At 67.6% G+C, this 21,342-nt stretch carries 26 protein-coding genes and 1 pseudogene; 1 reads left to right on the top strand and 26 read right to left on the bottom strand.

Features of this window, described 5'->3' with window-relative positions:
• A partial coding sequence (locus ABYX71_RS03790; RefSeq protein WP_372695075.1) for a DHH family phosphoesterase occupies positions 1–1,365 on the top strand: 1,365 nt, incomplete at its 5' end.
• A 7-nt stretch (positions 1,366–1,372) separates the two neighbouring features.
• Here ABYX71_RS03790 and ABYX71_RS03795 read toward each other — a convergent pair.
• The 26 genes and pseudogenes from ABYX71_RS03795 to ABYX71_RS03920 form a co-directional block, all read right to left on the bottom strand.
• Positions 1,373–4,627, bottom strand: a complete 3,255-nt coding sequence (locus ABYX71_RS03795; protein WP_372695077.1) for an efflux RND transporter permease subunit — start codon at positions 4,625–4,627, stop codon at positions 1,373–1,375.
• Positions 4,624–5,721, bottom strand: a complete 1,098-nt coding sequence (locus ABYX71_RS03800) for an efflux RND transporter periplasmic adaptor subunit (RefSeq protein WP_372695079.1) — start codon at positions 5,719–5,721, stop codon at positions 4,624–4,626. Before ABYX71_RS03800 ends, ABYX71_RS03795 begins: the two co-directional genes overlap by 4 nt.
• A complete protein-coding gene (locus ABYX71_RS03805; protein WP_372695081.1) occupies positions 5,721–6,338 on the bottom strand; it encodes a TetR/AcrR family transcriptional regulator in 618 nt (205 codons plus the stop codon). The genes ABYX71_RS03800 and ABYX71_RS03805 overlap by 1 nt, the downstream gene beginning before the upstream one ends.
• A gap of 121 nt (positions 6,339–6,459) precedes the next feature.
• Positions 6,460–7,206, bottom strand: coding sequence for a twin-arginine translocase subunit TatC (gene tatC / locus ABYX71_RS03810; RefSeq protein WP_372695083.1), 747 nt, complete (start codon positions 7,204–7,206; stop codon positions 6,460–6,462).
• Positions 7,196–7,507: a Sec-independent protein translocase protein TatB gene (gene tatB, locus ABYX71_RS03815; RefSeq protein ID WP_372695085.1), complete on the bottom strand. Its 312-nt coding sequence runs from the start codon at positions 7,505–7,507 to the stop codon at positions 7,196–7,198. The genes tatC and tatB overlap by 11 nt, the downstream gene beginning before the upstream one ends.
• 9 nt (positions 7,508–7,516) lie before the next feature.
• Positions 7,517–7,765 carry a Sec-independent protein translocase subunit TatA gene (locus ABYX71_RS03820; RefSeq protein WP_372695087.1) on the bottom strand — a complete coding sequence of 83 codons (249 nt, stop codon included), beginning with the start codon at positions 7,763–7,765 and terminating at the stop codon, positions 7,517–7,519.
• 65 nt (positions 7,766–7,830) lie between these two features.
• A complete protein-coding gene (locus ABYX71_RS03825) occupies positions 7,831–8,151 on the bottom strand; it encodes a phosphoribosyl-ATP diphosphatase (RefSeq protein WP_372695089.1) in 321 nt (106 codons plus the stop codon).
• Positions 8,144–8,560 carry a phosphoribosyl-AMP cyclohydrolase gene (hisI, locus tag ABYX71_RS03830; protein ID WP_372695122.1) on the bottom strand — a complete coding sequence of 139 codons (417 nt, stop codon included), beginning with the start codon at positions 8,558–8,560 and terminating at the stop codon, positions 8,144–8,146. The genes ABYX71_RS03825 and hisI overlap by 8 nt, the downstream gene beginning before the upstream one ends.
• A pseudogene (hisF, locus tag ABYX71_RS03835) lies at positions 8,552–9,304 on the bottom strand (imidazole glycerol phosphate synthase subunit HisF); the annotation flags it as partial. The pseudogene hisF and the gene hisI, both read right to left, overlap by 9 nt.
• Before the next feature lie 3 nt (positions 9,305–9,307).
• The gene (hisA, locus tag ABYX71_RS03840) at positions 9,308–10,045 is read right to left on the bottom strand and encodes a 1-(5-phosphoribosyl)-5-[(5-phosphoribosylamino)methylideneamino]imidazole-4-carboxamide isomerase (protein ID WP_372695091.1); all 738 of its coding nucleotides are present in this window, start codon (positions 10,043–10,045) and stop codon (positions 9,308–9,310) included.
• Between the two features lie 11 nt (positions 10,046–10,056).
• Entirely contained in the window at positions 10,057–10,713 is a 657-nt protein-coding gene (hisH, locus tag ABYX71_RS03845; RefSeq protein ID WP_372695093.1) for an imidazole glycerol phosphate synthase subunit HisH, read from the bottom strand.
• 32 nt (positions 10,714–10,745) lie between these two features.
• Positions 10,746–11,342 (bottom strand): imidazoleglycerol-phosphate dehydratase HisB, encoded by a 597-nt coding sequence (gene hisB, locus ABYX71_RS03850; RefSeq protein WP_372695095.1) that lies wholly within the window; start codon positions 11,340–11,342, stop codon positions 10,746–10,748.
• A gap of 15 nt (positions 11,343–11,357) precedes the next feature.
• A complete protein-coding gene (gene hisC / locus ABYX71_RS03855; protein WP_372695097.1) occupies positions 11,358–12,443 on the bottom strand; it encodes a histidinol-phosphate transaminase in 1,086 nt (361 codons plus the stop codon).
• Complete coding sequence (hisD, locus tag ABYX71_RS03860) at positions 12,440–13,735, bottom strand: histidinol dehydrogenase (RefSeq protein WP_372695099.1); 1,296 nt, start codon at positions 13,733–13,735, stop codon at positions 12,440–12,442. The genes hisC and hisD overlap by 4 nt, the downstream gene beginning before the upstream one ends.
• Entirely contained in the window at positions 13,722–14,363 is a 642-nt protein-coding gene (gene hisG / locus ABYX71_RS03865; RefSeq protein ID WP_372695101.1) for an ATP phosphoribosyltransferase, read from the bottom strand. Before hisG ends, hisD begins: the two co-directional genes overlap by 14 nt.
• Positions 14,364–14,371: 8 nt before the next feature.
• A complete protein-coding gene (murA, locus tag ABYX71_RS03870) occupies positions 14,372–15,643 on the bottom strand; it encodes a UDP-N-acetylglucosamine 1-carboxyvinyltransferase (RefSeq protein WP_372695103.1) in 1,272 nt (423 codons plus the stop codon).
• A gap of 52 nt (positions 15,644–15,695) precedes the next feature.
• Entirely contained in the window at positions 15,696–16,010 is a 315-nt protein-coding gene (gene grxD / locus ABYX71_RS03875) for a Grx4 family monothiol glutaredoxin (protein ID WP_372695105.1), read from the bottom strand.
• Between the two features lie 11 nt (positions 16,011–16,021).
• Entirely contained in the window at positions 16,022–16,279 is a 258-nt protein-coding gene (locus tag ABYX71_RS03880) for a BolA family protein (RefSeq protein ID WP_372695107.1), read from the bottom strand.
• 31 nt (positions 16,280–16,310) lie between these two features.
• Positions 16,311–17,072 carry an ABC transporter permease gene (locus tag ABYX71_RS03885; protein WP_372695109.1) on the bottom strand — a complete coding sequence of 254 codons (762 nt, stop codon included), beginning with the start codon at positions 17,070–17,072 and terminating at the stop codon, positions 16,311–16,313.
• Positions 17,069–18,004, bottom strand: a complete 936-nt coding sequence (locus ABYX71_RS03890; protein WP_372695111.1) for an ABC transporter ATP-binding protein — start codon at positions 18,002–18,004, stop codon at positions 17,069–17,071. The genes ABYX71_RS03885 and ABYX71_RS03890 overlap by 4 nt, the downstream gene beginning before the upstream one ends.
• Entirely contained in the window at positions 18,001–18,321 is a 321-nt protein-coding gene (locus ABYX71_RS03895) for a lipid asymmetry maintenance protein MlaB (protein WP_372695113.1), read from the bottom strand. The genes ABYX71_RS03890 and ABYX71_RS03895 overlap by 4 nt, the downstream gene beginning before the upstream one ends.
• On the bottom strand, positions 18,318–18,926 hold the full coding sequence (locus tag ABYX71_RS03900) for a phospholipid-binding protein MlaC (RefSeq protein ID WP_372695115.1): 609 nt from the start codon (positions 18,924–18,926) through the stop codon (positions 18,318–18,320). The genes ABYX71_RS03895 and ABYX71_RS03900 overlap by 4 nt, the downstream gene beginning before the upstream one ends.
• A gap of 11 nt (positions 18,927–18,937) precedes the next feature.
• Complete coding sequence (gene mlaD, locus ABYX71_RS03905) at positions 18,938–19,405, bottom strand: outer membrane lipid asymmetry maintenance protein MlaD (RefSeq protein WP_372695117.1); 468 nt, start codon at positions 19,403–19,405, stop codon at positions 18,938–18,940.
• 15 nt (positions 19,406–19,420) lie between these two features.
• Positions 19,421–20,203: a lipid asymmetry maintenance ABC transporter permease subunit MlaE gene (gene mlaE, locus ABYX71_RS03910; RefSeq protein ID WP_372695124.1), complete on the bottom strand. Its 783-nt coding sequence runs from the start codon at positions 20,201–20,203 to the stop codon at positions 19,421–19,423.
• Positions 20,203–21,039, bottom strand: coding sequence for an ABC transporter ATP-binding protein (locus ABYX71_RS03915; protein ID WP_372695119.1), 837 nt, complete (start codon positions 21,037–21,039; stop codon positions 20,203–20,205). Before ABYX71_RS03915 ends, mlaE begins: the two co-directional genes overlap by 1 nt.
• A 90-nt stretch (positions 21,040–21,129) precedes the next feature.
• A partial coding sequence (locus ABYX71_RS03920; protein WP_372695120.1) for a hypothetical protein occupies positions 21,130–21,342 on the bottom strand: 213 nt, incomplete at its 5' end.

Raw genomic sequence — 21,342 nt, forward strand, 5'->3', positions numbered from 1 at the left:
CTGTCCGTGGCGGTGGCCGAGGCGGCGCTGGAGCGGCGCCCGGACCTCGTGCTGACAGTGGACAACGGCATCACCAGCCTGGACGGCATCGCCTGCCTGCGGACCGCCGGCGTACCGGTGGTGGTCACCGACCACCACCTGCCGGGCGACCGGCTTCCGCCGGCAACCGCCATCGTCAATCCGCGCCTGCCGGGCGACGGCTTTGCCAGCAAGCACCTGGCCGGGGTCGGCGTCATGTTCTATCTGCTGCTGGCGCTGCGCCGCCGGCTGCGCGAGCACGGCTGGTTCGGCGCCGGGCGCGCGGAGCCGAACCTCGGTCAGCTGCTGGACCTGGTGGCGCTCGGCACGGTGGCGGACGTGGTGCCGCTCGACTACAACAACCGGCTGCTGGTGGCCCAGGGACTGGCACGCCTGAACGCCGGCGGCGGCCAGCCCGGCCTGCGCGCCCTGCTCGACCTGCCGCCCGGGCGCGCCGCCGTCACGGCCACGGAGCTGGGTTTTCGCGCCGGTCCGCGGCTGAACGCTGCCGGGCGCATGGACGACATGAGCCTGGGCATCGAATGCCTGCTGTGCGACGACCCGGCCACCGCCGCCGACATGGCCGCCGCGCTCGACGCCCTGAACCGCGAGCGCCGCGCGGTGCAGGCACAGATGCAGGAGCAGGCCGAGGCCGACCTGGCCGACCTGCCCCAGCCGTTGCCGGCGGCCTTGAGCCTGCATGCCGCGGACTGGCATCCGGGCGTGCTCGGCATCGTGGCGGCGCGCGTGCGCGAGCGCTGCGGCCGGCCGGTGGTGGCATTGGCGCCCGCCGGCGACGGCCGCTGGCGCGGCTCGGCGCGCTCGGTCAGCGGCGTGCACATCCGCGACGCCCTGGCCCAGGTCGCCGCCTGGCAGCCGCAGCTGCTGGATGCCTTCGGCGGCCATGCCATGGCGGCCGGCCTGACCCTGGCCGGGGAGCAACACCTGCCGGCCTTCGCCGCGGCGCTGGCCGACGCGGTGCTGGCGCAGACCGGTGGCGTCGCGCCGGACGACGCCCTGGACAGCGACGGCCCGCTGGGCATCGCGGAATTGACGCTGGAACTGGCGCAGCGCCTGCAGCAGGCCGGCCCGTGGGGCCAGGGCTTCCCGGCACCGCTGTTCGATGACGTGTTCACCGTGCACGAGACGCGTGTGGTCGGTGCCGATCACCTGCGTCTGCGCCTGAGCCTGCCCGGCGGCACGCCGCTGAACGCCATCGCCTGGGGCGCCGCGCCGCTGCGCGGGCAGCTCGCCACGTCCGTGCGCGTGGCCTACGAGCCGCAGGTCAACAGCTGGCGCGGCATGCGCGAGTTGCAGCTGCTGGTGCGCGGCCTGTCGCCGGCCTGAGCGGTCATCAGGTCGCCGGACGCAGCAGCCGCTGCCGATAGGCGTAGTACAGCGCCGGCACCACGATCATCGTCAACACGGTCGAGAACAGCGTGCCGAAGATGACGCTGATGGCCAGCCCCCGGAACACCGGGTCCAGCAGCATGATGGTGGCACCGAGCATGTTGGTCAGCGAGGTCAGCACGATCGGGCGCAGGCGCAGCGCACAGGCAGTGCGCATGGCATCGCGCAGCGTCATGCCCTGCGCCTCGGCATCGCGTCCGAACTCGATGATCAGCAGCGAGGCGCGCACCACCATGCCCACCAGCGCGATGATGCCGACCATCGAGGCGCCCGAGAACTCGGCGCCCATGATCAGGTGGCCGGGAAACACACCGATGAAGGCCAGCGGCAATGCCGCCAGCGCCACCAGCGGAATCGCAAACGAGCGGTAGTAGGCCACCAGCATCAGGTAGACCACCGAGATGGCCAGCAGCAGCGCATAGGTCATGTCGCGGTAGGCGTCGAGCATCATCCGCGTCTCGCCTTCCCACAACAGGCTTGTGCCGCCGATACTGTCCGGCGGTTCGTCATACAGGCCGAGGTTGCCGACGCGCAGCGTACCGGTGCCCGTGTCGATCGCCCGCAGGCGTTCGTTCAGGTCCAGCACCGCGTACAGGCCGGCGCCGGTCAGGTACTCGCCGCCGACGAAAATCACCCGTTCGTTGTCCTTGTGCAGGATCGGCGCGTCAACATGGTCCGGCACCCGGCGCACCAGTTCGGACACCGGCACGATCTTGCCTTCGGCATTGCTCACGTGGATACGGTCCAGATCCTGCGGACGCAGTTCGTCACGCTGCGGCACTTCAATACGGATCGGCACCACACTGCGCTCATCCGGAAGGTGCACACGCCCCACGGTCACGCCGTCGAACAGCACCTGCAGCACATCGGCAATCTGCCGACTGTTCACGCCGGACAGCGCCGCCTTTTCCTCGTCCACCACCAGCCGGTGGCGCAACACCGGCTCGGTGACTGAATCGAAGATCTCGGCCATGCCGGGAGTCTGCTCGAACTGCTGGCGCACCTGGGCCGCCACCTGCTCCATGCGCGCCAGATCGGTACCGTAGACCTCGGCCAGCACCTTGGCCCGGCTCGGCGGCCCTGGCGGGTCGTCGAAGGTGCGTATCACGCTGCCGGGATAGCGCGCGGCCAGGGCATGCAGGCGAGGCCGCAGATCCGCAACGATGTCGGGCGCACTGCGCGCACGCGCGCGCCGGTGCGCCAGGTTCACGCGCACTTCCGCCTGATACGGGGCGCTGCGGTTCAGCCCACCGCGCAGAAGGTTCGGCAGGTCGGTGACACCCGGCTGCGCCAGGGCCACCAAATAGTTGCTGACCTCCGGCGTTTGTCGCAGCACACGCCCGACGTCGCGCACCAGCGCATCGGTCTGCTCCACGCTGGCGCTTTCGGGCAGGTCGATGAAGATGTTGAAGGTGTTGACGTCGTCCTTGGGCAGGAACGTCATCAACAACCCAAGCGGCGACTTGTCGCCCACCGGACCGGCCGGCCGGAGGTACTGCCAGGCCGGCATCAGCGCCGACAGACCGATCAGCACGGCCATGGTCAGGTACAGACCGCGCCGCGCCAGCGGCCGGTCCAGGAGCAGGCACAGCAGCCGGTCGTAGGCGCCGTATGCCTGCGCGCTGTGTGCCTGCAGCTCGCCAAGCAGCGGCTTCGGCCGCAGCCAGCGTCGCGCCGCCCACGGGGTCACCATGTAGGCGAACACCAGCGACGTGAACATGGCGGTCGGCAGGTTGAACACGATCGGGAAGAAAAACTCCCCCGGCATGCCGCTGATGACGATCATGGCGGCGAACACCGCCATCATCGAGAAGGTGGCGAAGTTGGTGGCGTTGCCCACCTCGGCCACCGCCTGCACCGCCATGGCACGGCGATCGCCGTTGGGATTGTCGCTGTAGTGGCGGTAGATGTTCTCCACCACCACGATGGCGTCGTCCACCAGTGAGCCGAGCGCCAGAATCAGGGCGAACAGCGCCACCCGGTTGATGGTCACACCGGCGAAGCCGTCGGCCATCACCACGGTCAACATCACCAGCGGCACCACCAGCAGCACCATCAGGCCTTCGCGCCAGCCGAGCGTCAGCAACAGGACGGCCACCACCGTCACGATGGCGATCACCAGGTGCTCCACCAGCGTGTTGACGGCGTCGTCCGCCTTGTCACCGTCGTTGCGGGTGATGACCACATGCACCGCGTCGGGCAGGAACTCGCGCTGCATGCGCTGCACGCGTTCTTGCACCTGATGCCCGATGCGCACCGCGTTCTCGCCCGCCTTCTTGGCCACGGCGATGGTCACCGCCGGCAATTCCGCCGCCGGCGCCTGCCCGAAACGTCGGTCGCTGGGCCCGAAACCCAGGCGCGCCATGCTGTGGCGGTCCTGCGGTGGGCCGTCGACCACCTGCGCCACATCTTCCAGATGCACCAGACGGCCGTTGCTCTCGCCGATCACCAGGCGCCGGAGGGCCTGCAGGGAGTCGAGCTGGTTGTCGAGATAAACCTGCGCCCGTTCGCCGCGCTCGGTGATGTCACCCACGCTGCGGGCGAGATTGGAAGCCGCCAGGCGCGCCAGGCCCTGATCCAGCGTGACTCCGAACGCCTGCATGCGCTCGGGCTCGACCTGTGCCCGCAGCTCCCGGTCTCGACCGCCATAGACCTGGACGATCGACACGCCGCGCACGCTGCGCAGGCGTTCGGCCACGCGGTCGGCCAGGCGCTTCAAGGCATAGTCGCCATACTCGGACGACGCCAGCGTGATGGCGACCACGGGCACGTCGTCGGCGTCGATGGGTGTCACGACCGGCACACCGGCTTGCGCCGGCAACCGTCCACGCAGCTGCTCCACCTTGTCGTAAACGCGCACCAGCGCCGCTTCCTTGGGCACCCCGACGTCAAACTCAACCTGAACCGCTGCCAGCGAATTGCTGGCCGTACCGTAGGTATGCTCGACATCCGCCATCTGCGACAGGGCCGCCTCAAGCGGCGTCAGCAGCAGGTTCTCGACCTCCAGCGCGCTGGCACCGGGCAGCGCCACGCTGACCTGCGCCGCGGGCACCAGTATCTGGGGATTTTCTTCGCGCGGTGTCAGCAGGAGCGCCAGGGTGCCGAACACCAGCACCGCAAGGATGACCAACGGCGTCAACTTGGAGTCGACGAAGAATCCGGCCAGGCGCCCAGCCGCATTGAACGGCCGCTCGCTCACGGCACGTCGCGCGTGTCAGCCGCCAGACGATCGCCATCCCGCAGATCGGACGGCGGTGCCAGCACCACCCGCTGTCCCGCTGTCAGACCGGCCGTCACTTCAAACGTGTCATCCAGCTCCCGACGCGTGCGCAGCCAGCGAAACGCCACCTGGCGACCGTCATCAACGACGAACACACCCTGCAGTCCGCCGCGCTCGACAAGGGCCGTCTTGGGCACCGCCAGCACCGACTCCTCGCCCAGATAGAACTGTGCCCGCCCGAACATGCCGGGCAGCAGGCCGCTGCGCGCGGGCAGACTGACCTTTACCTCGTAGCGCCGGGTCACCGGATCGGCCGAGGGCACCACCCGCAGCAACTCGCCCTCGTGCGCGCCGGGCACGGCGTCCAGCGCCACACGCACCGCCCGCGAGGCGTCCAGCTGCGCCACCCGACTTTCGGCAACATAGGTCTGGAACACCAGGGTGTGGCGCGCCTCGATCTCCAGGATTGGCAGGCCTGGCGTCGCCAGATCACCCGCCTCACGCAAGCGCGCCACCACCACGCCGTCGACCGGGCTGGTGATACTGGTGTAGGCGCGCTGTGCGCTGGCGGTGGTCAGGGCCGCCTCGGCCTCTGCCAGGCGCGCCTGCGCAACTTCCAGACGCACCTGCGCCTTGCGCAGGGTGTCCATGGGCACCGCGCCGGTACTGGTCAAGGCCGTGAACTTGTCGACGTCGACCCGCGCATCGGCCAATTCCGCCTGCGCCGACTCCACCGCCGCCTCCGCGCGACGCACGGCGCCGTCGACATCGGACGGATCGATCTCCACCACCACCTGCCCTTCGCGCACCGGATCACCCTCGCGCACCGACAGGCGCCGAATGAAGCCGCTGATGCGCGAGGACAGCTGTACCCGCTCGTCGGCGATCACGCTGCCCGGCACCGCGTAGTAGCGCGGCACCGACGTCTCGTCGACGGTGTGCAGGTTGAGCCCCTGATGGACCTGTGGCGAGGGTGACGGCGTCTGTTCAGCGCAGCCGACCAGCCACAACGGCAGCAGCAGAGCCAGCAGCCGGCAGCCGATCCCTGGCCGGCCCGGTGCCGGTGCAACCATCAGTGCGCGCTCGTCCCCATGCCGTGCAGGGCGAGCTTGGTCACGTGATCAATCACCGCCTGACGCAAATCGTCTGGCGTATCGGACGGCATCAAATAACGTCGGACCGGCTCCAGGGCGTAGTGGCCAATGGTCAGTGCCAGCGCCGACGCGGCCAGAAATGACGGCCTGAAGTTCCCCGGCGGCAGGTCGCGCCCAACCCGCATGATCTCGCGGAACGGTTCGGCGAACACCCGCGTGGCGAGGTACTCCAGGCGCTTCTCGTCGCGCACCAGCAACTCCCGGCGCAGCATCGGCAAGAACAATTCATCCTCGTGGACGGCATCCACCAAGACCTCGACCACCTTACGCACCCGATCTTCGAACGTGGTGAGCCCCTGCAACGCATCGCCCATGCGACCGATACGGCGCCGGAAGGTGTACTCGAGCACCTCCAGGTAGAGCTGCTCCTTGTCGGTGAAATGGTGATAGAGCGCCGCCGGCGTGATGCCGCAGGCCCTGGCCAGATCCCGCATGGAGGTGGCAGCGTACCCCTCGGCCGCGAACAACGGCGCAGTACGCTCCAGGATGTCTTCCTTGCTCAGACGACGCGAACTCTTTTCTGCTACGGCTGACATGACCACTCGAACCCTAAATGAACGTTAGGCGCAGGCGCTATGATACGGACTTCGCGCCCGAACGCCAGCAGGCGCGAGCCTAGGAATAGCAATTAGCGCGCCAAAACGACGCGTGTGACGATCAAGGGGTCGCCGGCTGCGTCGCCCGACGGCGCACCAACGCGCGCGCCACCAGTAGCCCGACCTCGAACAACAGGCACATCGGCAACGCCAAAATCGCCTGGGAAAAGATGTCGGGCGGTGTCAGCACCATCCCGATAACGAAGGCAACCACGATCAGGTACGGCCGGGCACGCTGCAGGGTTGCCACGTCCACAAATCCCCCGACCACAAGCAGGACCACCACCACCGGCACCTCGAAGGCAACCCCGAACGCCAGGAACAGGGTGAGCACGAAGTCGAGGTAACTGGACACGTCGGTCATCACCAGCACGCCGGCCGGCGCCGCGGAGGCAAAGAAACCGAAAATCACCGGAAACACGGCAAAGTAGGCAAACGCCATGCCCAGGTAAAAAAGCACCATCGCGCTGACCAACAACGGCAGCGCCAGCGCCTTTTCGCGCCGATAGAGTCCCGGTGCCACGAATGCCCACAACTGGTGCAGGACAACCGGCATCGCCAGATACACGGCCAGCATCATGACGAACTTGAACGGTGCCATGAACGGCGCGGCGACGCCGGTGGCAATCATCGACGCCCCGGCCGGCAGCTGCTCTATCAGTGGCTGCGCCAGGACGGCGTAAAGGGGTTTGGCGAAAGGCAGCAATGCCACCATGCACAGCAGGACCGCGGCCACCGCGCGCAACAGGCGGGTGCGCAGCTCCAGCAAGTGGGCCATCAGGCTCTGCGGCGGCGCGTCAGTGTCCATCGTCACGCTTGGCCGGCGCATCGGCCACCGGCGCCTTCAGTTCGGCGCCCAGCTCCGTCACTTCCTTCTTTGCCGAAGCAACCGGCTCGACCAGTTGACGCGTCTCTTCGCGCAAGGTCTGGCGCAGCTCTTCGGCTTTCAGCTCGCGATCGACCTCGGCGGTGAAGCGCTGCACCGTGGCCCGCGCCCGCCCCACCCAGTGGCCGGCACTGCGTGCCGCCCGTGGCAACCGCTCGGGCCCGAGCACCAACAGCGCGATGACGCCGACCAGCAGCAGTTCGCTGAATCCGACGTCGAACACGGGGGCACCCTAGGCGTCGTGGCGCTCGCGCTGCGACGCACCGGTCGATGCGCTGTCACCATCGCCGCGCGCGTCACCCAGGCGCCCGCCGTCGTCACTGCGTGACTCCTGCTCGCCGTCCTTCATCGCGCCACGAAATCCCTTGATGGCGCCGCCCAGATCGGAGCCCAGGCTACGCAGCCGCTTGCCGCCGAACAGCACCAGCACAATGGCCAACACGATCAGCAACTGAAATGGAGAAATCCCGCCCAGGCCCATGATTGCCTACTCCTGCGACAATGAAAATTGGTTCGACCGCGGCCCGCGAGTCGCCGCCGGACCACTCAGCGCGGCGTACGGGCAGTCTTCTCGTCCAGGCCCGAACGCCCGAAACGGCGTTCGAGTTCGGCCAGCACGTCGTTCACGGACAGATTGTGCGCCACCAACACGACCAGCGTGTGAAACCAAAGATCCGCCATCTCGGACACGATGCGCTCTGGCACGCCATCCTTGCCGGCCATGACCAGCTCGGTGGCTTCCTCTCCGACCTTCTTGAGCAGCCCGTCCTCGTGTCCCGCCAGCAGCTTGGCCACATATGACGAATCCGGTGCCGCACCGCGACGCGACTCAAGCACCGCCTGCAAGCGTGTCAGCACCTCACTCATGGCCGTTTCCAGCACCATAGATGGTTTCCGGTGCCCGCACCACCGGCTCGTCGATGACCCAGCCGCCATCGTCCAGGCGCTGGAAAAAACACCGGGTACGGCCTGTATGACACGCAATGCCCCCGTGTTGTTCCACACTCAGCAGCACCGTGTCGCCATCACAGTCCAGACGCACTTCCCGCACCTGCTGGGTGTGCCCCGAACTTTCGCCCTTGCGCCACAGCCGCCGGCGCGAGCGTGACCAGTAGACGGCGATCCCCTCGGCCACCGTGGCGGCAAGCGCCTCGCGATTCATCCAGGCCATCATCAGCACCTGGCCGGTGCGGGCGTCCTGGGCAATCGCGGGCACCAGCCCGCGCTCGTCCCAACGCACGGCATCCAGAAAGGCAGGCGGATCCTGGCGCACCACGACACCGGACTGCGCAAGACAGGCCTTGGCCTCGCCGATGCTGTGATCACCGAAATGGAAGATGCTTGCCGCCAGGACAGCGTCCGCATGCCCCTGCAGGACACCGTCACGCAGATGCTCGAGCGAGCCGACGCCGCCGGAAGCGATGACCGGAATCGGCACCGCATCGCTCACCCGGCGCGTGAGTTCGAGATCAAACCCCTCCCGGGTACCGTCGCGATCCATGCTGGTCAACAGCAATTCGCCGGCACCGAGCTCGGCCATGCGCTGCGCCCATTCGACGGCGTCAAGCCCCGTGGTGCGCCGCCCGCCGTGGGTAAACACCTCCCACCGCTCGGGGCCGGTCCGTTTGGCGTCGATGGCCACCACGATGCACTGGCTGCCGAACTGCTGGGCCGCCTCGCGCACCAGTTCGGGCCGCTGCACCGCCGCAGTGTTGATCGACACCTTGTCGGCACCGGCCACCAACAGGCGGCGGATGTCGTCCACGCTGCGCACGCCACCGCCAACGGTGAACGGGATGAACACCTGGTCCGCCACGGCTTCCACCACGTGCAACAGCGTGTCGCGGTCGTCGGAACTGGCCGTGATGTCCAGAAACACCAGTTCGTCGGCACCGGCCTCGCTGTAGCGCTTGCCGGTTTCGACCGGGTCGCCGGCGTCACGCAGCTCGACGAAGCGCACCCCCTTGACGACCCGTCCGCGGTCGACGTCGAGGCAGGGAATGATGCGCTTGGCGAGCATGACTCAGGCGCGCAGCTCGGTCACGCGGCGCATCGCCGCCGACAGGTCGAGCGTGCCCTCGTAGAGCGCCCGGCCGATGACCGCACCGGCCACACCCTCTTCCTCGACCCGGCACAGCGCCTCGACGTCCGCCAGGTCGGTCACGCCACCGGACGCGATCACCGGGATATTCACCGCCCGCGCCAGTTCGACCACACCATCCAGGTTGACGCCGCCCATCATGCCGTCGCGGCCGATGTCGGTGTAGATGATGGCCTCCACGCCGTCGCGCTCGAAATGCTGCGCGATGTCGACCACGCCGTGCTGCGACAGCTTGGACCAGCCGTCGATCGCGACCTTGCCGTCGCGCGCATCCAGGCCGACGATGATGTGCCCCGGGTACTCGGCACAGGCATCGCCGACGAAATGCGGCACGTTGACCGCCTGCGTGCCGAGGATGACGTAGCGCACGCCGGTGTCGAGGTACGCCTCGATGGCGTCCTCGTCGCGGATGCCGCCGCCGACCTGCACGTCCACATCACCGACTGCCGCGGTGATGGCGGAAATGACCTTCGAATTGACCGGCCGCCCGGCCAGCGCGCCGTCAAGGTCCACCACATGCAGGCGCCTGGCCCCCTGCTCCACCCAGCGTACGGCCACTGCCACCGGGTCGTCGTCGAATACCGTGACGTCGTCCATGCGCCCTTGGCGCAGGCGCACGCACTTGCCCTCCTTCAGGTCGATGGCGGGTATCAGCAGCATTGGTTCCTCCCTCACTCCACGCTGTCCATTGCCTGGCCATCCCAGGACACGAAATTGGCTAACAGCCGCAGCCCGGCACGGTGGCTCTTTTCTGGATGAAACTGCGTGGCGACGAGGTTGCCACGCGCCAGAGCCGACGTAAACGTGGTGCGACCGTGGTCGGTACGGCCAAGCACCAGTGCCGCGTCATCCGGGCAGACGTAATAGCTGTGCACGAAGTAGAACCAGGCATCCGGCGCGATACCGGCCAGCAGCGGGTGCGCGCGCGGGAAGGCGACCTGGTTCCAGCCCATGTGCGGCACCTTCAGGCGCTCGCCGCCGGGCAGACGCTCATCGACCGGGAACCGCCGCACGCGACCGGCCACCAGTCCCAGGCCCGGCACGCCGCCGTCCTCCTCGCTGAAATCGAACAGCGCCTGCAACCCCAGGCAGATACCCAGAAACGGCTTGTTCCGCGCCGCCTCGCGCACGGCCTCCGCCAGGCCGTGCTCCGTGATACGCGTCACGCAGGCGCCCATCGCGCCCTGACCGGGAAACACCACCCGCGACGCCGCCCGAATGTCGCGCGGATCGCCGCTGACGCGCACGCGCGCTCCGGCGCACTCGAGCGCCTTGGCAACCGAACGCAGATTGCCCATGCCGAAGTCGATGACAACGGTGTCGTGCATTGGAATTGTCAGCCGACGCAGCCGCTTGAGATCTAAAGACTGCCCTTGGTCGACGGCACGCTGCCCGCCGCCCCGGCATCGATACCCACCGCCACGCGCAGCGCCCGCCCGAAGGCCTTGAATACCGTCTCGGCAATGTGGTGGGCATTGTCGCCACGCAGGCAGTCCACGTGCAGGGTCACCAGCGCGTGGTTGACGAATCCCTGAAAGAACTCGCGCAGCAGGTCAACGTCGAAATCCCCGACCCGCGCGCGCGGATAGGCCACCGAGTACACCAGCCCCGGCCGGCCGGAGCAATCCAGCACCACCCGCGACAGCGCCTCGTCGAGCGGCACATACGCGTGCCCGTAACGGGTGATGCCGACCCGCTCCCCCAGCGCCTTGCGCAGGGCCTGGCCGAGCGTAATGCCGATGTCCTCTACCGTGTGGTGCGCATCGATGTGCAGATCGCCGCGAGCTTCCACCGTCAGGTCCATCAGGCCGTGCCGGGCCACCTGTTCGAGCATGTGATCCAGAAACGGCAGCCCGCTGGCGAGTGTGGCGTTGCCGCCACCATCGAGCGTGACCTCGACCCGGACGTCGGTTTCACGGGTGGTGCGCCGGACCTGCGCGCTACGCGGAGTAGTCATGCCTGTATCGCTTGTTCAAATCAACGTGCCGAGCGCGTTTACCAGCGCCTGATTCTCAATCGGCGTGCCGACGGTGACGCGCAGGCTGTCGGCCAGCAACGGATGGCTACCATGGACACTCTTGACGAGTATACCGGCCCGCAACAACTCCTCGTGCACCGCCGGCGCGCGTCCGGCGGGCAGGCGCACCAGCATGAAGTTGGTGTCGCTGGGAAATACCTCGATCTGAGGCACCGCACGCAGCGCATCGGCGAGCCAGCGCCGCTGCGCGCGCAGCTGCTCCGCCTGCTGCGCCAGGCGTCCGGCGTGTTCGAGCGCGAAGCGCGCCGACACCTGCGTCAACGTGCTGATGTTGTACGGCAGGCGTGCCTTGTCGAACTCGTGCAGCCACACCGCATGGCCGACCAGGTATCCCAGGCGCAGCCCGGCCAGCCCCACCTTCGACAGCGTGCGCAGCACCAGCAGGTGCTCGAACTCCAGCAACCAGGGCAGCACGCTGCGTCCGGCGAACGGGAAGTACGCCTCGTCCACCACCACCAGCCCCGGGGCCGCCTCGATCACGGCCCGCAGGTCGGCGACGTCGAACAACCGCGCGGTGGGATTGTTGGGACAGGCCAGGTAGATCAGCGCCGGCTGTTGCTGTTCGATGGCCGTCAGCATGGCCGGCAGGTCGAGGCTGAAGTCGGCGCGCAGTGGCACCTCCACCACGTCCAGTCCGGCCACCCGCGCGATCAGGGAGTACATGGAAAACGTGGGCGTCGGCAGCAGGACCTTCGCCCCGGGCCGCGCCAGGCACAGGTCGATCAGCTGGATCAGTTCATCCGACCCGTTGCCCAGCAGCAGTTCGCAGCCCGGCGGCACACCGGCCTGGCGCGCCAGCGCGGATATCAGCTCGGGCGGATGCGGTGATGGGTAACGATTCAGCGCCACGCCGCGCAGGCACTCGGCCCACACCGGCGCCAGGTCGCCCGGCCACGGAAACGGGTTTTCCATGGCGTCGAGCTTGATCAGGTCCTCGGCCGGCGGCACGTGGTAAGCCTGCAGGGCGCGAATCTGCGGCCGCACCAGCGCCTCGATGCGCGAGCCCCGGTCGGCGCTCACGGCTGCTCCAGGCGGCATTCGGCCGACCGTGCATGGGCAGTCAGTCCCTCGCCGCGCGCCAGCTCCGCCGCCAGCGGTGCCAGGGCACCCGCACCGGCCGCCGACAGACCGATCAGGCTGCTGCGGGTCTGGAAGTCGTAGACACCCAGTGGCGAACTGAAACGCGCCGTGCGCGCCGTCGGCAACACATGGTTGGGACCGGCGCAGTAATCACCGATTGCCTCTGGCGAATGGGCACCGAGAAAAATCGCCCCGGCGTGGCGAATCAGCGGCAGCAGCGCGTCCGGCTGCGCCACCGCCAACTCCAGATGCTCCGGCGCGAGCGCACTGGCCAGGCCGGCCGCCTCGGCCAGATCGCGGGTTCTGATCAGCGCGCCGTGCTGCTGCAGCGCTGCTTCGACGATGGTTCGCCGCTCCAGCCCCGACAGCAGCTGCGGCATACGCCGCGCCAGCTCATCCAGGTAGGCACCATCGGGCGACAGCAGGATGGCGCGCGCCTGCTCGTCGTGTTCGGCCTGGGCGAACAGGTCATAGGCCAGCCAGTCGACCGGCGCACTGCCGTCGGCAACGATCACCACCTCCGACGGGCCGGCGATCATGTCGATGCCGACCGTGCCGAACACCAGCCGCTTGGCCGCGGCCACGTAACGGTTGCCAGGACCGACGATCTTGTCCACCGCCGGGACGCACGCCGTGCCGTAGGCCAGCGCGCCCACCGCCTGCGCGCCGCCGATCCGGAACACGCGGTCGACACCGGCCACCCGGGCCGCCGCGAGCACCAGCGGATTCTCGTGCCCACCGGGCGTCGGCGAGACCATGATGACCTGCGCCACGCCGGCCACCTTGGCCGGAACGACGTTCATCAGCACGCTCGACGGGTAGGCCGCCTTGCCGCCGGGCACATACACGCCGACCCGGTCCAGCGGGGTCACGCGCTGGCCGAGCACGCTGCCGTCCGCTTCGGTGTACTGCCACGACTCCAGGCGTTGATGCTCGTGGTAGGCGCGCAATCGCGCCGCGGCAGCCTCCAGCGCAGCGCGCTGCGCTGGCGTGATGGCGCTCAGCGCCGCATCCAGGCGAGCGGCGGGAATCTCCAGCTCGGCGGCATCCGCCGGCGCCCAGCCATCGAAACGCTGCGTGCATTCGAGCAGCGCGGCGTCACCGTCACGGCGTACCGCCCGCAAAATGTCCAGCACCGGCCCCTGCACGTCGGCGTCGTCCGGCGCACCGGTCGCCTGCAGCTCCGCAAAGGCCGCCGCGAAACCGGCTGCCTGGGTGTCAAGCCGGCGCATCGGCGCCCTCCCCGGTCGCCGCCCTCAGATCGCCGATCAGGCGCTCCACGGCGGGCAGCTTGAGCTTCATCGAGGCACGGTTCACCACCAGGCGCGAGCTGATGTCGGCGATGTGCTCCAGCGGCGCCAGGCCGTTGGCGCGCAGCGTGTTGCCGGTGTCCACCAGATCGACGATGCAATCGGCAAGGCCCACCAGCGGGGCCAGTTCCATGGACCCGTAAAGCTTGATCAGTTCCGCCTGCACACCGCGCTCGGCGTAATAGCGCTGGGTGATGTTCAGGTACTTCGTGGCCACACGCAGCCGGCTGGCCGGCAGCGGCGCATCGGGATACCCACACACCATCAGCCGGCACCGGGCAATGCCCAGGTCAAGCGGCTCATACAAGCCCTCGCCGCCGTGCTCGAGCAGCACGTCCTTGCCGGCGATACCTGCATCCGCGGCACCGTAGGCGACGTAGGTCGGCACATCCGTGGCACGGATGATGATGAGCTGCACGCCCGGCACCGTGGTATCGACGATCAACCGACGGCCGATTTCGCCTGCCGGCGCGATACCGATGCGCGCCAGCAACGGCAAAGTCTCGTCCAGGATGCGGCCCTTGGAGACCGCGATGCGCAAGCCGCTCACGGAGCGCCTCAGGCGGCGCGGCGGTCGGGCACCCGCCGGATGTCCGCACCGAGCTGGGACAACTTCTCCTCGATGCACTCGTAACCGCGGTCGATGTGGTAGATGCGGCTGACGTGGGTCTCGCCGCGGGCCACCAGGCCGGCCAGAACCAGCGAGGCCGAGGCACGCAGGTCCGTGGCCATCACCGGCGCCGCGGTCAGGCTGTCGACCCCCCGGATGAAGGCGGTGGAGCCTTCCAGGCGCACATCGGCCCCCATGCGCTGCAGTTCCTGCACGTGCATGAAGCGGTTCTCGAAAATGGTCTCGGTTACCGTCGAGGCCCCATCCGCCACCATGTCGAGCACCATGAACTGGGCCTGCATGTCGGTCGGCATGGCCGGATACGGCGCGGTGCGCAGATTCACGGCCAGCGGGCGCCGGCCGTGCATGTCCAGGCTGATCCAGTCCTCGCCGGTCTCGATATGGGCACCGGCCTCGCGCAGCTTGTGCAGCACGATCTCCAGCAGTTCCGGACGCGTGTCCTTGAGCTTCACGCGGCCACCGGTCAGCGCCGCGGCGACCAGATAGGTCCCTGTTTCGATACGGTCCGGCACCACGGCGTGATAGGTGCTGTGCAGCGTCGGCCGCCCCTCGATGACCAGCGTGTCGGTTCCCGCGCCCTCGATGTCGGCACCCATTTCCATCAGGCAGGCCGCCAAGTCCGACACCTCGGGTTCGCGGGCCGCGTTCTCGATGATCGTCGTACCGTCGGCCAGGCAGGCCGCCATCATGAGGTTTTCCGTCGCGGTGACCGACACCAGGTCCATGACCAGGTGGGCGCCCTGCAGGCGCGGCGCGGTGGCCTTGATGTAGCCGTTCTCGACGCGAATCTGCGCGCCCATGGCCGTCAGGCCGTCCAGGTGCAGGTTCACCGGCCGCTGGCCGATGGCACAGCCACCGGGCAGCGACACTTCGGCGTGCCCGAAGCGGGCCAGCAACGGCCCCAGCACCAGAATCGACGCACGCATCGTCTTGACCAGCTCATACGGCGCGAACTGGTTGGTTACCGTGCGCGGGTCGACCTCGATCTGCATCTGCTCGTCCACCGAGACGCTCGCGCCCATGCGGCCAAGCAACTCCAGCGTGGTGGTGATGTCATGCAGGTGCGGCACATTGCCGATGGTCACCGGACCGTCCGCCAGCAGCGTGGCGGCCAGCGCCGGCAGGGCAGCGTTCTTGGCACCGGAGATGCGAATCTCGCCGGCCAGGCGCACCCCCCCCTGAACAATTAGCTTTTCCAACGTGAATCCCGGCGTGCAGTGCACCAGCCGGCCCGTCGGGCCGGCACGAAAGTCAGCCCTTCACGGACTCCAGAAGTTCCTGCAGATCACCGTTCTCATACAGGGTCTGCATGATGTCGCTACCGCCGATGAACTCGCCGTGAATGTACAGCTGCGGGATGGTCGGCCACTGCGAATAGGCCTTGATGCCCTGGCGCACACTGTCATCCGCCAGCACATTGACGGTTTCGTACTCGGCGCCACAGGCGTCGAGCATCTGCACCGCCTTGCCGGAGAAACCGCACTGCGGAAAACGCCGGTCACCTTTCATGAACAGCACCACCGGCACTGCATTGACAAAACGATCAATCTTTTCAAGCACATCCATGGCCTTAAACCTCAGGAGGGGGAGACAGAGGTTCCACGCGCGTCCCACTGCTCACAGGTGTAGGTACGCAACGACAGCGCATGCACGGCGTCGTCGTGCATCTGGCCGGCCAGGGTCCGGTAAACCATCTGATGTTGCTGCACCAGACGCTTGCCGGCGAACGCGTCGCACACCACTACCGCCTCGAAGTGACGGCCGTCGCCATCGACCACGGCCCGTGAGCCGGGCAGTCCCTTTTCGATGAGTTCTTTGATGATTGCGGGGTCCATGACCGGGGCCTGACGCCTGGGTAAAACGGGATCAGCTGCGCAGCTTGTATCCGCGCGACAGCAAACGAACGCAAAGTATACACAAGCCGATATTGGCACCGATCATGACCGCCACGCTCAGCCACGGCGACACGTCCGAGTGGCCGAAGAAGCCGTAGCGGAAACCGTCGATGAGGTAGAAGAACGGATTGGCACGCGACAGCGACTGCCAGGCCGGCGGCAGACTGTGAATGGAGTAGAACACGCCGCTCAGATACGTCAGCGGCAGGATCAGGAAGTTCTGCACCGTGGCCACCTGGTCGAACTTGTCGGCCCAGATGCCCGCCAGCAGCCCACAGGTACCCAGCAACACGGCCCCCAGCGCCCCGAACACCAGCAGCAGCAACGGGTGGGCCACCGCGATATCCAGATACACCAGCGCCACCAGATACACCCCGATGCTGACCAGCAGCGAGCGCACCAGCGCCGCACCGACGAATCCCAGGTACAGCTCCAGGTGCGACAGCGGCGCCAGCAGCACGAACACGATGTTGCCGGTGACCTTGGAGAAGATCAGGCTGGACGAGGTGTTGGCGAACGCGTTCTGGATGATGGTCATCATCATCAGGCCGGGCACCAGGAACTGCGGGTACGGCACGCCCGGATACACCTCCAGGCGGCCGGACAGCGCATGCGAAAAAATGAACAGGTACAGCAGTGCGCTGACCACCGGCGCGGCGATGGTCTGCATGAAGACCACCGTGAAGCGCCGCACCTCCTTGGTGAACAGCGTCCACAAGCCAAGCCAGTTCACGACCGTGCCACCCCGGCCGTGTGGTGGCCCGCGGTCAGTTCGAGGAATACGTGCTCCAGGGTCTGCTCCTGGGTATTGATCTCCAGCACCGACAAGCCGCAGTCGTGCAACGATGACAGCACCCGCGCCAGGTCGCCGCTTCCACGCTGCAGGCGCAACACCAGCCAGCCCTGCTCGCGCGCACTCAGGCAATCGACAACCTCCGGCGGCAGCTCGGCCGGCTCGCGATCCAGGCGCAGCGACACCTCATACCAGGGATGGCGCCCCAGCAGGCTGCGCTTGTCGTCCAGCGCCACCACCGTGCCGTGACTCATGATGGCGATGCGCTCGCACATCGCCTCGGCCTCTTCAAGATAATGCGTGGTCAGCACGATGGTGGTGCCCTCGGCGTGCAGGCGCTGGGCAAACGCCCACAGCGTCTGACGCAGTTCCACATCGACCCCCGCCGTCGGCTCGTCCAGCACCAGCACCTTGGGCTTGTGCACCAGCGCCTGGGCAATCAGCACCCGACGCTTCATCCCGCCCGACAGCTCGCGCATGTTGGTGCTGGCCTTGTCGGCCAGGCCCAGCGCGCTGAGCAGTTCGTCGATCCACGCCTTGTGCTTGCGCGCCACACCGTAATAGCCGGCCTGGATGCGCAGGAAATCGCGCACCTCGAAGAACGGGTCGAACACCAGTTCCTGCGGCACCACGCCAATGGCCCGGCGTGCTGCCACCGGCTGGCGCTGCACATCGTGCCCCATCACCGCTGTGCTGCCGGAATCGGGCCGGGTAAGGCCCGCGAGAATGTTGATCAGGGTCGACTTGCCGGCGCCGTTCGGGCCCAGCAGGCCGAAAAATTCACCTTGGCGAATCTCCAGGTCCACGCCGCGCAGCGCGTGTACCTGGCCGAAGTGCTTGTGCAGTTGGCGGACCGAAATGGCCGCACTCATGATGCCGCCAGGGCCGACTCGATCTGTTCCAGTTCGCTCACTTCCGCCAGACTGCGCAAGGCGTCCGGCACGTGCTCGAAGCGCACCGCCACCGCATGGCACTCGCCCAGGCGCAACCACTCGACCACCAGCGCCAGGGCAGCCGAGTCGACGCTGGTCACCGCCTGCAGGTCGAAGCACAACTGCTTGTGGCTGCGAAACAGCCCGGCGCTCGCCTTCAGCCGAGCGCCGACCGTGGCGAAGGTCAGCGGCCCCTGCAACAGCACCCGGCCGTCGGCATCGGCACTGATCGGCGGCTTGTCCACCGGCGGCGTCAAGACTTCAGGCTGCGGTTGCGGTCGGCGAGCTGCTTGAGCAACCCATCGATGCCGTCACGCTGGATGATGGCGGCGTACTCGGAACGGTAGGTCACCACCAGGCTCACGTTCTCGATGATGACGTCGTACACCTTCCACTCGCCACTGCGATTGGTCAGCAGGTAGTCGACGCTCACCTTCGGGCCGTTCGGGCGGATGATCTCCGTACGCACGGTGACCCGGTTCGCCCCTTCCGGCGCGTGCACGGGCAGGAAGTTCAGAACCTCGCTGTCGTACTGGCGCAACGCCGTGCCGTACGTGCGCAGCAACAGCTCCGAGAACTCCTCGACGAACTGCGCGCGCTGGGCCGGGGTGGCCTTGCGCCAGTTGGCGCCCAGCACCCATTGGGCAGTGCGTTCCCGGTCCAGGTGCGGAAACACCACCTCGCGCACCAGTCCGAACAGGACCTTGTCGTCCTGATAGCGCGCGGGGTCGGTGCGCAACTGTTCGAGGACCCGCTCGGCGGTGCCACGCACCACATCGACCGGCCCCGTCTGCGCGGAAGCGGGCGCCAGGGCACCGACCAGCAGCAGCCCCAGCACAGCCGCCATGAAACGCTTGATCATCGCTGCTCTCCTTACTCGCTGCCCTTGGCCGCCTGGCCGTACAGGAACTGTCCGATCAACTGTTCGATCACCAGTGCCGACTGGGTAATCTCGATCTCGTCACCGTCCGCCAGCACGTCCGGCGCGCCGCCGGGGTCGAGCCCGATGAACTGCTCGCCGATCAGGCCGGCGGTACGGACACTGGCCACCGTGTCCAGCGGAAGATTGTCGTGACGCGCGGTGATGGCCATCTTCACCACCGCCTTGAACTGCTCGTCATCGAACTCAATGGCCGATACGCGGCCCACGCGCACGCCGGCCACGGTCACCGGCGCCCGGACACGCAGGCTGCCGATATTGTCGAATCGGGCCACCACCGTGTAGGCATCGCCGTCACGGTACTCGGCCAGATTGCTGGCCCGCACCGACAGGAACGCCAGTGCCGCCAGCCCCAGGGCCACGAACAGCCCCACCCACAGTTCGACGGTACGTGATTGCATGAAAGCAAAATCTCCTCAGGGTTCGCCGAACATCAGCGCGGTGAGCAAAAAATCTGCGCCCAGCACCGCCAACGAAGCGGTTACCACGGTGCGTGTGGTGGCGCGCCCAACGCCCTCGGCGGTGGGCACGGCGTCGTAGCCCTCGAACACCGCGATCCAGGTCACCACGGCCCCGAACACCACACTCTTGATGACACCGTTCAGGATGTCATCGTAAAAATCGACGCCGCTTTCCATGTGCGACCAGTACGGCGCCGGGTCCAGCCCGAGCAGCTGCACGCCGACCAGATACCCGCCCAGAATGCCGACGGCACTGAACACCGCCGCCAGCAGGGGCACGCTGATGAACCCAGCCAGCCAGCGCGGCGCCAGCACCCGCCGGAACGGGTCGACCGCCATCATCTCCAGCGCCGACAGCTGCTCGGTGGCCTTCATGAGACCAATCTCGGCGGTCAGCGCCGACCCGGCGCGCCCGGCGAACAACAGCGCGCTGAGCACCGGCCCCAGCTCGCGCACCAGCGACAACGCCACAAGGATGCCCAGGCTGCTTTCCGAGCCGAAATCGACCAGCGTATTGTAGCCCTGCAGGCCAAGCACCATGCCCACGAACAGGCCGGACACCAGGATGATCACCAGCGACAGCACGCCGACGCTGAGCACCTGCTTGGCCAGGCGTCGTGGCGCCAGCACCTGCGCCGGCACAGCCGCCAGCAGGCGCGACAGAAACAGGCCGGCGCGCCCCAGGCGGGCCAGACTGTCCAGCGTACGGGCACCGAGCCCTTGCAAGGCAGCGTTCATCATGGGGCGTTGGCCAACAGATCGTCGCGGTACGCGACCGCCGGATAGTGGAAGTGCACCGGGCCATCGGCCTCGCCGCTGAGAAACTGGTGCACCATCGGCTCCTCGGAGGCCTGCAGGTTTTCCGGCACACCGTGACCGATGACCTTGCCCTGCGCGATCACGTAGGCGTAATCGGCAATCCGGCAGGTCTCCTCGATGTCGTGCGACACCACCAGGCTGGTCAGCCCCAGGGCCCGGTTCAGCGAGGAAATGAGCTGCGTCAGGATGCCCATCGAGATCGGGTCCTGACCGGTGAACGGCTCGTCGTACAGGATCAGCATGGGATCGAGGGCGATGGCACGCGCCAACGCCACGCGCCGCGCCATGCCGCCGGACAGCTCGCTGGCCGTCAGCTCGCGGGCGCCGCGCAGACCGACCGCCTGCAGCTTCATCAGCACCAGCGAACGCACCAGCGATTCAGGCAGGTCGGTGTGCTCGCGCACCGGATAGGCGACGTTGTCGAACACGTTGAGGTCGGTCAGCAGCGCGCCGCTCTGGAACAGCATGCCCATCTGCTTGCGCAGCGCGTAAAGGCCGTCGCGCGACAGGGTGGTCACTTCCTGCCCGGCCACCTTGATCGACCCCGCCTGCGGCCGCAGCACACCGCTGATCAGCTTCAGCAGCGTGGTCTTGCCGGTGCCGCTGGGCCCCATCACGGCGGTCACCTTGCCGCGCGGAATGTCCATGTCCACACGATCGAAGATGGTCCGCCCACCGCGCCGGAACGTGAGGCCACGAATCTGGATCAGCGGGGCGTCATCGCCGGCGTCGACACTGTGATGAATGTTGTTCATGCGTGGGGTTCGGCAAAGGCGCGCAAGTCTCGGTCCGGCTTCGTCCGCTGTCAACACGGCAGCCACCGCGGTACCGCGCCCCGGGGGACATCAGTGAAAGTCGCGCGAGGCCACCGGCAGATCGCCCAGCAGGCAGGACTGATCCTCGACACGCCCGGCCACCACGTGGATCACGCCGTCGGCCGCCTGCAGGCGCCCGTGCACCAGCATCAGCGCGGCACCGATGACCGCCGCCTGCTGCGCCTGCAGTACCCGCGGCCAGACGATCAGGTTGACCGTGCCGGTCTCGTCCTCCAGCGTCAC

It is taken from the genome of Immundisolibacter sp., assembly GCF_041625615.1.
In the GTDB taxonomy this organism is placed as follows: Bacteria; Pseudomonadota; Gammaproteobacteria; order Immundisolibacterales; family Immundisolibacteraceae; genus Immundisolibacter.